Source organism: Brevundimonas sp. C43, from assembly GCF_030732185.1.
GTDB classification, from domain to species: Bacteria; Pseudomonadota; Alphaproteobacteria; order Caulobacterales; family Caulobacteraceae; genus Brevundimonas; species Brevundimonas diminuta_C.
Genome location: NZ_CP132231.1, coordinates 526412 through 540695, shown reverse-complemented (window position 1 = coordinate 540695; position 14284 = coordinate 526412). Strand labels below are relative to the sequence as shown.

Annotated in this window: 15 protein-coding genes; 3 read left to right on the top strand and 12 right to left on the bottom strand. The window is 67.3% G+C overall.

All coding sequences use genetic code 11. From position 1 onward, the window contains the following. Positions 1-4: 4 nt before the first annotated feature. Positions 5-1291 carry an MFS transporter gene (locus Q9R14_RS02690; protein ID WP_306003413.1) on the top strand — a complete coding sequence of 429 codons (1287 nt, stop codon included), beginning with the start codon at positions 5-7 and terminating at the stop codon, positions 1289-1291. 6 nt (positions 1292-1297) lie between these two features. Here the strand turns inward: Q9R14_RS02690 and phhA are convergent, their stop codons facing one another. After that, entirely contained in the window at positions 1298-2173 is an 876-nt protein-coding gene (gene phhA, locus Q9R14_RS02685; protein WP_306003412.1) for a phenylalanine 4-monooxygenase, read from the bottom strand. A gap of 55 nt (positions 2174-2228) precedes the next feature. Next, positions 2229-2537, bottom strand: a complete 309-nt coding sequence (gene hspQ / locus Q9R14_RS02680; RefSeq protein WP_017504111.1) for a heat shock protein HspQ — start codon at positions 2535-2537, stop codon at positions 2229-2231. Between the two features lie 145 nt (positions 2538-2682). On the opposite strand from hspQ, the gene Q9R14_RS02675 reads away from it, so the two are divergent. Then, the gene (locus Q9R14_RS02675; RefSeq protein WP_306003411.1) at positions 2683-3783 is read left to right on the top strand and encodes a Ppx/GppA phosphatase family protein; all 1101 of its coding nucleotides are present in this window, start codon (positions 2683-2685) and stop codon (positions 3781-3783) included. Here Q9R14_RS02675 and Q9R14_RS02670 read toward each other — a convergent pair whose 3' ends face one another. Genes Q9R14_RS02670 through gyrA form a run of 5 tightly spaced genes read right to left on the bottom strand, consistent with a single transcriptional unit; the run spans position 3784 to position 9752 of the window. Further along, a complete protein-coding gene (locus tag Q9R14_RS02670; protein ID WP_306003410.1) occupies positions 3784-4659 on the bottom strand; it encodes a peptidylprolyl isomerase in 876 nt (291 codons plus the stop codon). A 25-nt stretch (positions 4660-4684) separates the two neighbouring features. After that, positions 4685-5548 carry a peptidylprolyl isomerase gene (locus Q9R14_RS02665; protein ID WP_306003409.1) on the bottom strand — a complete coding sequence of 288 codons (864 nt, stop codon included), beginning with the start codon at positions 5546-5548 and terminating at the stop codon, positions 4685-4687. Between the two features lie 13 nt (positions 5549-5561). After that, entirely contained in the window at positions 5562-6047 is a 486-nt protein-coding gene (coaD, locus tag Q9R14_RS02660; RefSeq protein WP_017504115.1) for a pantetheine-phosphate adenylyltransferase, read from the bottom strand. A 53-nt stretch (positions 6048-6100) separates the two neighbouring features. Then, on the bottom strand, positions 6101-6940 hold the full coding sequence (locus tag Q9R14_RS02655) for an aminotransferase class IV (RefSeq protein WP_306003408.1): 840 nt from the start codon (positions 6938-6940) through the stop codon (positions 6101-6103). Positions 6941-6974: 34 nt separating this feature from the next. Further along, positions 6975-9752 (bottom strand): DNA gyrase subunit A, encoded by a 2778-nt coding sequence (gyrA, locus tag Q9R14_RS02650; protein ID WP_306003407.1) that lies wholly within the window; start codon positions 9750-9752, stop codon positions 6975-6977. Between the two features lie 122 nt (positions 9753-9874). Here gyrA and Q9R14_RS02645 point away from each other — a divergent pair, with 122 nt between their 5' ends. Then, on the top strand, positions 9875-10450 hold the full coding sequence (locus tag Q9R14_RS02645) for a superoxide dismutase family protein (RefSeq protein ID WP_045810201.1): 576 nt from the start codon (positions 9875-9877) through the stop codon (positions 10448-10450). A gap of 39 nt (positions 10451-10489) precedes the next feature. Here the strand turns inward: Q9R14_RS02645 and Q9R14_RS02640 are convergent, their stop codons facing one another. From Q9R14_RS02640 to Q9R14_RS02620, 5 genes are all read right to left on the bottom strand, one after another. Further along, positions 10490-11023, bottom strand: a complete 534-nt coding sequence (locus Q9R14_RS02640; protein ID WP_306003406.1) for a DUF1003 domain-containing protein — start codon at positions 11021-11023, stop codon at positions 10490-10492. A 29-nt stretch (positions 11024-11052) separates the two neighbouring features. Further along, positions 11053-11991, bottom strand: coding sequence for a DMT family transporter (locus Q9R14_RS02635; protein WP_199060327.1), 939 nt, complete (start codon positions 11989-11991; stop codon positions 11053-11055). A gap of 64 nt (positions 11992-12055) precedes the next feature. Continuing rightward, positions 12056-12526, bottom strand: a complete 471-nt coding sequence (locus tag Q9R14_RS02630; RefSeq protein ID WP_306003405.1) for a DUF2269 domain-containing protein — start codon at positions 12524-12526, stop codon at positions 12056-12058. Further along, entirely contained in the window at positions 12523-13824 is a 1302-nt protein-coding gene (locus Q9R14_RS02625; RefSeq protein WP_306003404.1) for an SDR family oxidoreductase, read from the bottom strand. Before Q9R14_RS02625 ends, Q9R14_RS02630 begins: the two co-directional genes overlap by 4 nt. Next, positions 13821-14276 carry a thiol-disulfide oxidoreductase DCC family protein gene (locus tag Q9R14_RS02620; RefSeq protein ID WP_306003403.1) on the bottom strand — a complete coding sequence of 152 codons (456 nt, stop codon included), beginning with the start codon at positions 14274-14276 and terminating at the stop codon, positions 13821-13823. The genes Q9R14_RS02625 and Q9R14_RS02620 overlap by 4 nt, the downstream gene beginning before the upstream one ends. Positions 14277-14284 lie beyond the last annotated feature (8 nt).

Sequence of the window (14284 nt, the reverse complement as noted above, 5' to 3'; positions counted from 1 at the left end):
GGCCATGACGACCGCAGCGCCCATGAGCCCCGCCCGCCGATTGAGAAATATCGTCGGCGGATCGGCCGGCAATCTGGTGGAGTGGTTCGACTGGTACGCCTATGCGGCTTTCACCCTGTATTTCGCGCCCGTGTTCTTCCCGAGCGAAGACCCGACGGCGCAACTGCTGAGCGCCGCCGCCGTCTTTGCGGTGGGCTTCTTGATGCGGCCCATCGGGGCATGGATCATGGGGGTCTATGCCGACCGCAAAGGTCGCAAGGCGGGGTTGACCCTCTCGGTGACGCTGATGTGCACGGGCTCTCTGATCATCGGCGTGACGCCCGGCTATGCCACGATCGGCCTGGCGGCGCCGGCGCTGCTGCTGTTCGCGCGGCTGTTGCAGGGGCTGAGCGTCGGCGGAGAATACGGATCCAGCGCCACCTACCTGTCCGAAATGGCCGAGCCGCATCGCCGAGGCTTCTGGTCCAGCTTCCAGTACGTCACCCTGATCTCGGGTCAGTTGATCGCCCTGCTGCTGTTGATCGTGCTGCAAAATACGTTGAGCGAGACGGCGCTGGCGTCTTGGGGCTGGCGCATTCCCTTCTTCGTCGGCGCGGGCTTGGCGGTCGTCGTCTTCTGGCTGCGTCGTCGGCTGGACGAGACCCATAAGGCGACCGAGGCCAAGGACGCCCCGAAATCCAGCGCCGTTCAGTTGATCCTGAAACACCCGAAAGAGGCGTTGATGGTGCTGGGCCTGACCGCCGGCGGCACCTTGGCCTTCTACACCTACACGACCTATCTCCAGAAGTTCCTGGTCAATACGAGCGGGTTTTCCAAGAACACGGCGACAGAAATCAGCGCGGCGGCCCTGTTCGTCTTCATGCTGCTTCAGCCGGCGGTCGGCGCGCTTTCGGACAGGGTCGGACGCCGTCCCGTGATGATCGCTTTCGGCGTGCTGGGGGTGTTGTGCACCGTGCCGATCATGACGACCCTATCGACGGTCGAGAGCCCTTTCGTCGCCTTCCTCCTGGCGCTGGCTGGGCTGGTGATCGTGTCGGGCTATACGGCGATAAATGCGGTGGTGAAGGCCGAGCTGTTCCCCGCCCACATCCGCGCCCTCGGCGTCGCTCTGCCTTACGCCATCGCCAACGCGGTGTTCGGAGGCACGGCGGAATATGTGGCGCTCTGGCTGAAAGGCGCGGGCGTCGAGAGCGTCTTCTTCTGGTACGTGACCGGCATGATTGGACTGTCGCTGCTGACCTTCGTCCGCATGCGCGACACCAAGCACAACAGCCTGATCACGCACACCTGACGCCGATCAGGCCGCGAACCGCCCGCCGCGCTGGGCGTAGGCCTGGGTGCCGCGGGTGAAGACGTGGTCGGTCGGCAGGACGGTTTCGATGGCGAGGTCGTCCTTGCCTTTCAGCGCCGCATAGACCGGCCCGAAGTCCTTGAGCGTCTCATCCTTCAGGGCTTCCAGGCTGTCGATGACGAAATAGACCTGCTGGAAATCGTCGATCCGGTACAGGGTCCGCATCACCCGCTCCAGATCGAAACCCAGGCGGTTGGGCGACGGATCGTCCAGAGCAAAAACGCTCTCGGTCGCCGAGGAGACGATGCCGGCGCCATAGATGCGAAGGCCGTCCGCCTCCTTCATCAGGCCGAACTCGACCGTATACCAGTACAGGCGCGCCAGGTTCGGCAGCATGCCCAGGCTGGCCGCCCGCTGCCCGCCCTTGCCATAGGCCTCCATATAGGCGGCGAAATCGGGGTCGGTCAGCATCGGCACGTGGCCGAAGACATCGTGGAAGATGTCGGGTTCCTGCAGGTAATCCAGCTGGTCCGGCTTGCGGATGAACTGGCCCGAGACGAAGCGGCGATTGGCCAGATGGTCGAAGAAGACCTCATCCGGGACCAGGCCCGGCACACAGACGACGGTCCAACCGGTCAGTGCCTGGAGCTTGGGATTGATCACGTCGAAGTCGGGAATCCCGCCGGCGTTCAGATCCAGTGCGTCCAGTCCCCGCATGAAGGCGTCGCAGGCGCGACCGGGCAGGATCTTCATCTGCCGGGCGTAAAGCGTGTCCCAGGTCCGGTGCTCGACCTCGGTATAGGCGGCCCAGTTCTGGGGAATGGTCCAGTCGGCAGCCGCGCCCTCTGGCGGCTGTTCGAAGACGTGTTCGAAGTCGGACATGGCGTATTCCTCTTTTGCTGCCATCCTAGCCCGGCGCCGCCACGGCTTCCAACCGTCAGTGAAGACGTTCGTCCAGCGGAGCGTGGTGGCCCATGCCGTCGGTGGTGAACCACCGCTCGGCGTCATCGGGCAGCAGGACGGAATCGCCGTCTTCAAGAGCGCCCTCGGCGGCGTAGGCGACAAAGCCGCCATCCTCGCCCAGGGCGAAGACGCGGTAGAAGGGCTGGTCCGGTCTGACCAGGCCGCTTTCACCGGCCGGTCCCTCATAGGCGTGATCGACATCCATCACGACGCCACGAAAGGCGTCGTCGCGGTGGCGTACGATCTGGCCGATGGCGAAACGGGCGGTCTGAATGCGGGTCATCGCGCTTCATACGATTCAGCGCATGACCCCAATGCCTGCCGGTCTGTTCATCTTCCTGACAGAATGGCTTGGCGCGGACGATCCTGGCGGGTTAGGCTGATCAGGACGGGCGCCGCTTTGGACCGCCCACAACGGATGACGGCCCATGCCGGAGACCCACGGCGCGCCCCGACGGCGCGACGAGCGGTCCCAGCCTTCCCGTTCGCGGGATGCGTCGGGTCGAGATGCGCCGCTGTATGGCGCGCTCGATCTGGGGACCAACAACTGCCGGCTGCTGATCGCGCGGCCGTCACGCGAAGGCTTTCGCGTGGTCGATAGCTTCAGCCGCATCGTGCGGCTGGGCGAAGGGCTGTCGCGGACGGGCCTTCTGGACCCGCGCGCCATGGACCGGGCCTATGACGCCCTGGCCCTGTGCGCCGAGCGGATCGTGCGCAAGGGCGTCGATTCGGCGCGACTGAGCGCCGTCGCCACCCAGGCCTGCCGCGCAGCCGAGAACGGCGCCGACTTCATCGACCGGGTGCGCAAGGGCACGGGGCTGCGCTTGCGGATCATTGATCCCGCCGAAGAAGCGCGTCTGGCGGTCGAGGGATGCCTGAACCTGATCGACCCCAAGGCCGAGGCCGTGCTGGTCATCGATGTCGGCGGCGGCTCGACCGAGATGTCGTGGCTGAAGCGCAGCGGGACCGACTGGACGACCACCGCCTGGATGTCGGCGCCGGTGGGGGTCGTGACCCTGGCCGAGCGGCATCCCGAGCCCGCAAACTCTGGCGAGGCCTGGTACGAGGCGATGGTCGCCGATATGGGGGCGGCCATTGCAGCAGGCGGGATCGTCGACGAACCGATGCTGGACCTGTTCCGGCAGAACCGGGCGCATCTGGTCGGCACCTCGGGCGCGATCACCAGCCTGGCGGGCATCCACCTGAATCTGCCGCGCTACAATCGCGACCGCGTCGATGGTTTGTGGATGACGCGCGCGGACTGCGAGGCCGCGGCGGATCGCCTAAAGGCGCTGGGGCCCGATGGGAGAGCGCGCGAGGCCTGCATCGGTCCCGATCGGGCGGATCTCGTTTTGGCGGGCGCCGCCATCCTGGAGGCGGTGCAGCGCGCCTGGCCGTCGGAACGCGTGCGGGTCGCGGATCGGGGCCTGCGCGAAGGCCTGCTGCTGCAAAGGATGCGCGAAGACAAGAAGCCGCCGAGAGGACGGCGTCGTCGGCGCGGACGGGGGCGGCCGGCCCCCGCCGCCTGATCAGGCGGCGGGCGTGACGCGCACCGGCAGTTCGATATCGCAGACTGAGAAATCCGCGCCGCGCGCCTGACGCGCCTGCTGCGCCAGGGTCTGGAAGGTGGCGGAGTTGGTGTTCAGGACGGCCGCCGTCGGACGTTCGGCGGCGGGCAGATCCGACGCCACGCGGACGCGGGTCATCTGATCCGGTCCCTGAACCAGACCATCCGGCGTGTCGCTGGCCTTCAGGGATCGCACGACGTCAAGGCCGGACACGACCCGACCCCAGACGGTGTAGCGTTTGTCCAACGCCGGATAGGCCTGGCGCATCAGGAAGAACTGGCTGTTGGCGGTGTCGTTGCCCTCGTCACGCGCCATGCCCGCGACGCCCGGGCAATATAGCGCCCAACCGTGGACCTTCTTGTCGCTGGTGCCGGACATCAGGGCGTCGGGCTGGCTCTGGACCGGGATGGAATCGACAAAGCCGACCAAGGCGCCGACCGGGGCCGCCACCGGCGTGAAGGCCATGTCCGCCCCACGGCGGAAGGTGAACTCGGCCTTCAGGTCGGGATACCAGCTCTGGCCCTCCCCAGTGCCCAGCGGATCGCCGGTCTGAGCCATGAACCAGTCGATCACCCGGTGCCAGACCAGGTTGTCGAAGAAGCCGCGCGACGCCAGCAGCTTGATGCGTTCGACATGGGCGGGCGCGATCTCGGGCGCCAGTTCGACCAGCACTCGCCCCTTGTTGGTGTCGATCACCAGCAGGTTCTCGGGCGCGATCGTGCGCCATTCGCCGGGCGGCGGCGGGGGCGCGGGAACGGGCGTCGTGTCCTGCGCCAGGGCGGCGCCCGCCGTGGCGGCCAGCACGGCCGCCGCCATCGCCATAATCCGTATCGTCATCGTCCCCTCCCCCGTTTGCGAAGCGTCAGCCGCCCGTCACTTCGGCGACCGGCTGAATGTCGCAGACGCTGAAGGCCGTGCCGCGCGCGGCGCGCGCCGCAGCGATCCGTTCTGCGAAGGCGGCGCTGCCGGCGTTCAGGACGCGCACCGTCGGACGTTCGGCTTCGGGCAGGGCCGAGGCCATGCGGACGCGGGTCATGGTGTCGGGATCGGTCACCTTGCCGTCCTCGGCGTCCGAACCTTTCTTCAGCTTGCCGACCACGTCCAGGCCGGACACCACGCGGCCGAAGGCGGTGTAGATGCCGTCCAGCTGTTCGCGCGCGCCCATCATCAGGAAGAACTGGCTGTTGGCGCTGTCGGGCGAACCCGAGCGGGCCATGCCCAACACGCCGGGACAGAACAGGCCGTGGGCGTCGACCTTGAAGTCGGCGGTGACCATCATCTGGGCGTCGGGCTGGGTCTGGACCGGCAGATCGCCGACCAGGCCGCGCACGCCCGCGCCGACGCTGGGCACGGCGACGAAGCCGGCGTCGCGACCGCGACGGAAGCTGAACTCGGCCTTCAGGTCCGGCAGCTCGCTGCCGCCCTCGCCCGTCCCCTTCGGATCGCCGGTTTGCGCCATGAAATCAGGGATGACGCGATGAAACTTCAGACCATCATAGAAGCCCTGATTGGCCAGGGTGCGGATGCGTTCCGCATGGTTGGGCGCGGCGACGGGGATCAGCTCGACCAGCACCCGGCCCTTCGACGTATCGATAACGAGCAGATTTTCCGGCGCAATGGCGCGCCAGTCGGACGCCGCCGGCGCCGTTTGCGCCACAGCTGGCGCCTGGACCGCGCCCGCCGCGAGAAGAGCGGCGACGGTCGCTGCGATGATGGCCTTGCGCATGGTCTTGTCTACCCTAACCGTTCTTGACCTTGGCCCGCACGCGCTCGGCGATGGCGGGGCTGACGAAACTGTCGATCGCGCCGTCCAGTCGGGCGATCTCCTTGACGAGCCGCGAGGCGATCGCCTGATGGCGCGGATCGGCCATCAGGAATACGGTCTCGATGTCCTGATTGAGGCGCTGGTTCATGGCCGTCATCTGGAACTCGTATTCAAAGTCGGCGACGGCGCGCAGCCCCCGAATGATCACGCTGGCGTCCAGCTCTTCGGCGAAATGCATCAGCAGGGTCGAAAACGGCTGGACCACGATGTCGCCGCCGAGGGGCGCCATCTCGGCCTTCAGCATCTCGACCCGTTCGGCGGTCGAGAACAGCGGCCCCTTGTCGTCGTTCTGGGCGACGCCGATGACCAGCCGGTCCACCAACTTCAGCGCCCGCTTGATGATGTCGGTATGCCCGTTCGTCACCGGGTCGAAGGTGCCCGGATAAAGTCCGATGCGCATGCGTGTCTCCCCGGCCTGTCGCGTGGCGTCAGCGTCGTTTAGCAGGTGCGAAATCAGCGGCCTAGCCGGCTGACGCCTTCGTCATCGTCATGATCCAAGATGGGCTGGGCTGCCTGGACGCTCCAGGCCGCTTCGACCTTGGCGAGCAGGGCCGGGTCATTGGCGAAGGCGACATCGTCGATGACGGTGATCGGACAGACGGGCGTGGCGCTGTTGCACAGGAAGGCGGCGTCGAAGGCGCCGACCTCGTCGAGACGGATCGGCCGCATTTCGCTGGTCAGCCCGACCTGGGGCAGACCGCGCATGATCAAGGCCTGGGTCACGCCCGCCAGCATCGGGGCCTGGGGCCAGACGATCCGGTCGCCTTGAACGAAGCCGATGTTCCACAGCGTGCCCTCTGACACCCGCCCTGCCCCATCGACAAACAGGGCGTCGTCAAACCCGGCGGCGCGCGCGGCGCGGCGGGCTCGGACCAGGCCGAAGGTGGCGAGATGCTTCAGATGCGGCGCTTCGCGCTCGTAGGGCACGGAGGTGACCCGCACCCGGTTCGCCAGCGGCGGCGGCGCAGGGGAGACACTGGTCATCACCTTCGGTCGGCCGACGAAAACCGGGTTGCGATGGCCGATCTCGGGCGAGAACAGGCTGACGCGCAGCCAGCAGGCCTCACGACCGGCGACGGCCAGCGCCATCAGACGCCGGAACTCGACCTCACCGGGGCTTTCTCCGAACAGTTCGACCGCGGCCTGCCCTAGACGGGCGAGGTGGAGATCGAGGCCCCGCGCGGCGCCGTTCTCGACGCGGAAGGAGGTGTAGGCGCCGTAGTTGACCAAGGCCTGATGGGCCAGGTCGTCAGGCGTGGCGGGAAGGCCGTCGATCAGAATCGTCGCGATCAAACGCCCCTCCCCTTGCCCTCTGGGCGGAGGCGGATCAGGCCTCGCCGCCGTTTTCTCCGCCGACATCGGCATCATCCGCGCCACCGCTTTCCGGCAGGCGTTCGACCGAGACGACCTTCTCGTCCTTGGCGGTGCGGAAGATGGTGACGCCCTGGCTGGAGCGGCCGACGATGCGGACCTGGTCGATGCGGGTGCGGATCATCTGACCGCCCGAAGTGACCAGCAGAAGGTCGTCCGTCTCCTCAACCGGGAAGGCCGCCGCCAGACGCGTGCCGGCGCGACCGCCCAGGCCGTGGGCCGTCAAACCCTGGCCGCCACGACCCGTACGACGATACTCATAGGCCGAGGATCGCTTGCCGAAGCCGGTTTCAGTAATCGTCAGGATGAACTGTTCGGCGGCGCCCAGTTCGGCGATCCGCTCAACCGACAGAACGGCGTCGCTGGCGGCCTCGTCATCGGCCTCGACAACAGGCGCTTCCTCTTCCGCATCCGCACCGGCCAAGGCCTTGCGCATCGCGTTGGCGTGTTTGACGTAGGCGGCGCGTTCTTCCGGGGTGGCGTCCACGCGGCCCAGAATGGCCATGGAGATGACCTCGTCGCCGTCCTGCAGGCGCACGCCCCGGACGCCGGTCGAATCCCGCCCCTTGAAGACGCGCACGTCTTCGGCCTTGAACCGGATCGCGCGGCCCCGCGCCGTCGTCAGCAGCACGTCGTCGTCCGCCGTGCACAGGCCGACACCGACCATGCGGTCAGAGCCTTCCAGCTTCATGGCGATCTTGCCGGCGCGGTTGACCGTGGCGAAGTCCGACAGCTTGTTGCGCCGCACGTCGCCGCTCGAGGTGGCGAACATGATGTCGTAGTCGCCCCAGGTCGTCTCGTCCTCGGGCAGAGGCAGGACGTTCATGATGCTGTCGCCCGGCTCGATGGGCAGCAGATTGACGAAGGCCTTGCCCCGCGATTGCGGGTTGCCCAGCGGCAGACGCCAGGTCTTCAGCTTGTAGGCCTTGCCGTTGGTGGCGAAGAACAGGACCGGGGTGTGGGTCGAGGCGCTGAACACGCCGGTGATGGCGTCCTCGTCCTTCATCGACATGCCGCTGCGGCCCTTGCCGCCGCGATGCTGGGTCCGATAGGCGTTCAGCGCCACACGCTTGACGTAGCCGCCGTGGGTGACGGTGACGACCATGTCCTCGCGTGGGATCAGGTCCTCATCCTCCATCTCGCCGTCGCCTTCCCCGATCAGGGTGCGGCGCGGAACGGCGAACCGATCCTTCACGTCGATCAGGTCGTCGCGGATGATGGCCAGGACGTTCTTGCGGTCGGACAGGATGGTCAGGTGGCCCTGGATGGTGTCGGCCAGGCCGTGCGCCTCGCCGAAAATGTCGTCGCGGCCCAGGCCGGTCAGACGCGACAGGGTCAGGGCCAGGATGGCGCGGGCCTGTTCGTCGGTCAGGCGGATCTTGTCACCCTCGACGATAACGGTGCGCGGATCGGCGATCAGCTCGACCAGGGCCATCATGTCGCCGACCGGCCAGGCCTTGGCCTGCAGCCGCTCGCGCGCCTCGGTCGGATCGGCCGAGGAGCGGATGATGTGAATCACTTCATCGATATTGGCGACGGCGACGGCCAGACCGACCAGGACGTGGCCCCGGTCGCGGGCCTTGTTCAGCTCGAACTTGACGCGGCGAACCACGACTTCCTCGCGGAAGTCGAGGAAGATTTGCAGCAGTTGGCGCAGGCCCATCTGCTCGGGTCGGCCGTGGTTCAGCGCCAGCATGTTGACGCCGAAAGAGCTCTGCATGGCGGTATAGCGCCACAGCTGGTTCAGGATGACGTCGCCGGACGCGTCGCGCTTCAGCTCGATCACGATCCGCATGCCCTGGCGGTCGGATTCGTCGCGAACGTCGGAAATGCCTTCCAGCCGCTTCTCGCGCACCATTTCGGCGATGCGCTCGATCAGCGTCTGTTTGTTGACCTGATAGGGCAGTTCGGTGACGACGATGGCCTCGCGGTCCTTGCGGATCTCCTCCACCGAGGCGCGACCGCGCACGACGACCGAGCCGCGACCATCTCGCAGGGCGTTGCGCGGGGCGGTGCGGCCCATGATCTCGCCGCCGGTCGGGAAGTCTGGACCGGGCACGATGTCCAGCAGGGTGTCGTCGGTGACGTTGGGATCATCCAGCAGGGCCAGGGCCGCATCGACGACCTCGCCCAGATTGTGCGGCGGGATGTTGGTCGCCATGCCGACGGCGATGCCGCCCGCGCCGTTGACCAGCAGGTTCGGAATCCGGCTCGGCAGGACGACCGGCTCCAGCTCCTTCTCGTCGTAGTTCGGCTGAAAATCGACCGTGTCCTTGTCGATATCGGCCATCAGGGCGACGGCGGCCGGGGCCATCCGGGCCTCGGTGTAACGCATCGAGGCAGGCATATCGCCGTCGACCGAACCGAAGTTGCCCTGGCCGTCGACCAGCATCAGCCCCATCGAGAACGGCTGCGCCATCCGCACCAGGGCCATATAGACCGAGGCGTCGCCGTGGGGGTGGAACCGGCCCAGCACGTCACCGACGACGCGGGCGCATTTCGAATAGCTGCGCTCCGGCGTCATGTTCAGGTCGTGCATCGAATACAGGATGCGACGGTGAACCGGCTTCAGCCCATCCCGGGCGTCGGGAAGCGCGCGCGAGACGATCACGCTCATGGCGTAGTCGAGGTACGAACGCTTCAGTTCGTCCTCGATCGTGATCGTGGAAATGTCGGAGCCGCCGCCTCCCGGAACGATCGGAGATGCGGCGTTTTCGTAGCTGTCGTCGGTCAATGAAGCGTGGCTTTATGCGGCCGGAATCGGAACGTGATCCGCTGTGACGATTTCTAGCATTCCAGGGCCTCGGTGGCAAAGCGACGTCGCCGTGAAAGCCCGTCTCTGAAAGGACTTTCGACATGCGCGCCACCCGCCTCGCCGCCGCCCTTCTCCTCGCCTCGCCCTTGGCCCTGACAACCGCCTGCGCCGCGACCGGAAACGCGCCCCAGGCGGCCGTCGAACGCGCGCCCGTCGGCGCGACGGGACAGGCCGTTCTGATCAACGCCTCGGGCGCCAATATCGGCCGCGTCGATCTGCGTCAGGGACCGACGGGCCTGCTGATGAAGATCGAGGCTTCGGGCCTGACGCCCGGCTGGCACGGCATCCACATCCATGCGACCGGCGAATGCGCCGCCCCCTTCACCTCGTCCGGCGCTCACATCAACCACGGCGAGCCCAAGGCCCCGCACGGCCTGCTGAACGCCGCCGGGCCGGACGACGGCGACCTGCCCAACGTCTGGGCCGGTGCGGACGGCAAGGTGAACGCCGAACTGTTCACGACCCGCGCCCGGATCTCGTCCGAAGGCCCCGGCCAATGGCTGTGGGACGCCGACGGCTCGGCCATCATCATCCACGCCAACCCCGACGATCACTCGACCCAGCCCATCGGCGGCGCGGGCGACCGGGTGGCCTGCGCGGCGCTCAGCGCTAGCTGATCTTCTCTCCGAAACGGAAAGTGGCCCGCTGGACAGCGTTCAGCGGGTCTCTTCTTGCGCGAGCAGATGGCGGATCAGTTCGGTCTGCTCCTCTTGCCGTGCGGTAAGGTGTTCGACCTTTTCCAGCAGGGCCATGATCTCGATCTCGGACTTCAGATTGACCTGATAGTCGTTGCCCGCATCCAGCCGATCCTTCGCGGCCTGGCGGTTCTGGCTCATCATGATGACCGGCGCCTGGATCGCCGCCAGCATCGACAGGACCAGATTCAGGAAGATGAAGGGATAGGGGTCGAAGGCGTCATTGCGCAGCAGCAGGTTCAGCCCGGTCCAGATCGCCAGGAAGACGCCGAACGCGATGATGAACGGCCACGAACCGCCGAAGGCCGCCACCCGATCGGCCAGCCGCTCACCGAAGGTCTGACGGTCGTCGAAGGTCTCGTTGATGTCTTCGGAAACAGGGCGACGATCGGCGGCGCTCTGAACCACGACGGCTTCGTTCGCCGCAAGATCGTGCTTGGCCTTGCCCAGCCAGCGGCGGGAGACGTGGTCGGCGTCTAGCGGGGCGTGGTGCATGACGGGCTCCTGAAACGGTCAGGAACAGATCAAGCCTTGGCGGCCCCCGCGCGCAAGCCCCGTTCGGCCAGGGCCACAAGGGCGACCCCGCCCATGGTGATGGCCGATCCCGTCAGAATCTGCGGCGTCAGGATGTCGCCCATGAAGCTCCAGCCGATGAACATCGACACCACGGGCGTGACCAGCAGATAGGGCGTCACCCGCCCCGCCTCGCGCCGCTGGACCAGCCAGAACAGCAGGGTGGTCGCCAGTACGGACGATACCACGCCCGCCCACAACAAGGAGGCCCAGACCATGGGCGTGGCGCGCTTCACCGCCTCCCACTGGCCATGCTCGAACACCGCCGAGCCGAAGGCCATGACGGGAAAGGCCCCCAGCGCCAGCAGACCCTGCATCTTCAGCGGGGGGATGGAGGTGGTGCGGCGCGCGACCACCGTGGTCACGCCCCAGGCGGCGCCGGCCGCGATGGCGACCAGAATGGCCTTCCAGTCCTGCAGCGCATGGGCGTCCAGCGTCATCCAGGCCACGCCGACGAAGGCCACGCCCATGCCGACCAAGGCCGCCTTGGACAGCCGCTCGCCCAGGATTAGGAAGGCGAACAGGGTGGTGAAGGGGATCCACAACTGGTTGGCCACGGTCACCGGGCTGACGTCCGTCGCCAGCCAATAGGCCGTGTAGGCCAGTCCATACTGGATGGGCCCGCCGATGATTACGATGAGCATCAGGCTCTTCCAGTCTGGAAACGGCGGCCGCACAAAGGCGATCAGACAGGCGGTGGCGATGCCGAAACGGATGGCCCCGACTAGCAGCGGCGACAGCTCCTGCGTCGCCAGCTTGGCCCCGGCGTTGTTGACGCCCCACACGACGATGATCGCCACGATGGCGGCGATCTCCAGCCCCGTCAGGGCGTGAGGCCTCTTGGGCAGGGGCGCGGGCGCAGGCGCGACTTCGGAACGGACATCGGTCATGACCGCCCTATGCCACGGCGCGCCCGCCGCGTCGGCTCACTTTGGATGACCCCAGGTTTCGCACTCAGAAATCCGGCTTGGCGACCATCAACCAGTAGATGGCCAGGACTCCGGCGAAGGCGGGCCAGCCCAGGGCGAACCACCAGCGAAACAGGCGATGGTAGGCGGAAGGCAGGGCGGCGCCCTCCCCTGCCGCCTGCTTGGCCAGCTTCATCATCCGGTACTGGATCCACACGACCGGCAGCCAGCAGAGGCCGATCAGGACATAGAGGCCATAAGCCGCCAACAGCCACGGACTGGTCAGGGACCAACCCTGCAGATGGATCAGACCCAGGCCGGTGATCGGCTGGATAACAACGGCGGTCGCGGTGAACACGAAATCAGCCAGGACGACGATCCGCCCGACCTCGGCGACGGTCCTGGCGTCCTTGGTCGCGTGCGCGCGCAGCATGAAGAAGGCGATCCCGGCGCCCGTGCCGAACAGCACTGCGCCCGACAGGATGTGAACGATCTTCAGCAGCACATAGGCGGTCATCGACGCGCGTCCGTCGCCGCCACGAACAGGCAAAGGGCCATCATCGGCAGGACCTTGAGCCACGGCCCCAGCGGATCGATCCAGAAGTGCGGCAGGCTGAGCGTCGCGGCCGTCAGATAGCCGACGGTGGCCAGACACATGAAGATCGCCACACGCGCCGTCCACGGCCGCACGAACAGCATCAGCCCCAGCACCACGTCCAGCAGCGCACCCCACCAGGCGATGGGGCCGGCCATGCGGCCGTAACCGCCCTCATGCAGGATGGCGACGGCGCGGTCCCAACCCGGGCCGAAGCTGATCAGGCCGGTGATCAGCCAGAACAGACCCAGAGTCACGATGGAGACCGGCCGCACGAACCACAGCCGCGCGTGCCAGACATCCTGAACCGAGGCCGGGGTTTCGGCCAGAAAACGTGTGAACCCGCGCGACGGGACGCCCAGCGCCTGCGCCCACCCGCTATCGCGGCCGGACACGTCATGGTCCATCTGTTTGATCGCCGTCGTGCGGATCGGCGAGGACCAGCCCAGCCGTCCCAGCAGATCGCCTATCGCCAGGGCGGGCGCGGCAAGGGCGCGCGGCACGCGAACGACCGGCGCCGGGCTCAACCCCATCCAGCCGCGATACAGACGCACCGTATCGACCATGGTCACCGACTCGGGTCCCGGCATATCCAACGTTTGACGCGACGGCGCGCCGGGCTTGAGCGCCGCCACGACGGCGGCGGACAGGTCGCCCAGCGGGATCGGGCGGAAAATCTGGTCGCCGCCGACAACCGGGCTGACCAGGGGAAACGCCGCCAGAGCCCGGATCAAGCCTGTGCCGCCGAACGCCGCGCGGTCCACCACCAACGATGGCCGTAAGGTCAGCCAGTCCAGGCCGCTGGCCTCGATCATCCGCTCGGTCTCGGCCTTCGTGCGGGCGTAGTCGGTGCTGGCCTCGTCGTCCGCGCCGACGGCGGAGATATGCACCAGCCGGCGAACGCCCGCCGCTTCGCAGGCCTCAATCAGGGCGCGCGGGCCGTCGACATGGGCGACGCGGGTGCTGTCGCCCGCCCCATTCTGAAGCACGCCGACACTGTTCACCACCGCATCCACGCCGACCAGCAGCGGCGCCCAGGCCTGGGGTGTCGTCAGCTTGGCGAAGTCGGCGACGACCCAGTCGAATGTCGGCGCGCGACGGGCAGGGTCGGCGATGCGGCGCGCCCCGGCGCGAACGGACCATCCGGCCGACGACAGGGCCGCCGCCACATGCGATCCGATGAAGCCATTGGCGCCCAGCACCAGAACGCGTCCGCTCATCCCAGCACCCGATCCGTCAGATCAACGCCTTTTGGCGGCATGGCGCACCAGGCCGCGCCGGGAAACCGGCGGCGGCGGCGCGCGATGAAGTCATAGAGGGTGTCGCGGACGATTCGCGGCACGATGCGTCCGACGACCGCCAGTCGATAGGGCGGCGGCAGCAAGGCCGCGATGCCCAGAACGCCGTCGGACCGCTCGCGCGCCACGCCGTCCTGGATCAGCAGCATCGTATAGGGATCGTCGGGATCGACGCTGTAATGGATCAGAAGCGCCCGCCCCAGCGGCGACTGCGTCGGCGCGAGCCGGACTTTGCCTGCCCGGTCATGCTTCAGGATCTTGCGCGCCGAGCCGGAGCACAGCGCGCAATCTCCGTCGAACAGCACCAGCGGCCGATCGTCCGGAAAGTCCGGTACGGCGGGATCCTCACGATAGCTGTAAGGCCCCGGCCCCAACGGTCTGG

Coding starts and splice junctions, on each gene's coding strand:
- Q9R14_RS02645 (WP_045810201.1), top strand. CDS start 9,875: ATGCGCGCCACCCGCCTCGCCGCCGCCCTTCTCCTCGCCTCGCCCTTG.
- Q9R14_RS02630 (WP_306003405.1), bottom strand. CDS start 12,526: ATGACCGCCTATGTGCTGCTGAAGATCGTTCACATCCTGTCGGGCGCA.
- Q9R14_RS02625 (WP_306003404.1), bottom strand. CDS start 13,824: ATGAGCGGACGCGTTCTGGTGCTGGGCGCCAATGGCTTCATCGGATCG.
- hspQ (WP_017504111.1), bottom strand. CDS start 2,537: ATGACCCGCATTCAGACCGCCCGTTTCGCCATCGGCCAGATCGTACGC.
- Q9R14_RS02670 (WP_306003410.1), bottom strand. CDS start 4,659: ATGACGATACGGATTATGGCGATGGCGGCGGCCGTGCTGGCCGCCACG.
- phhA (WP_306003412.1), bottom strand. CDS start 2,173: ATGTCCGACTTCGAACACGTCTTCGAACAGCCGCCAGAGGGCGCGGCT.
- Q9R14_RS02675 (WP_306003411.1), top strand. CDS start 2,683: ATGCCGGAGACCCACGGCGCGCCCCGACGGCGCGACGAGCGGTCCCAG.
- coaD (WP_017504115.1), bottom strand. CDS start 6,047: ATGCGCATCGGACTTTATCCGGGCACCTTCGACCCGGTGACGAACGGG.
- Q9R14_RS02635 (WP_199060327.1), bottom strand. CDS start 11,991: ATGACCGATGTCCGTTCCGAAGTCGCGCCTGCGCCCGCGCCCCTGCCC.
- Q9R14_RS02640 (WP_306003406.1), bottom strand. CDS start 11,023: ATGCACCACGCCCCGCTAGACGCCGACCACGTCTCCCGCCGCTGGCTG.
- Q9R14_RS02690 (WP_306003413.1), top strand. CDS start 5: ATGACGACCGCAGCGCCCATGAGCCCCGCCCGCCGATTGAGAAATATC.
- Q9R14_RS02665 (WP_306003409.1), bottom strand. CDS start 5,548: ATGCGCAAGGCCATCATCGCAGCGACCGTCGCCGCTCTTCTCGCGGCG.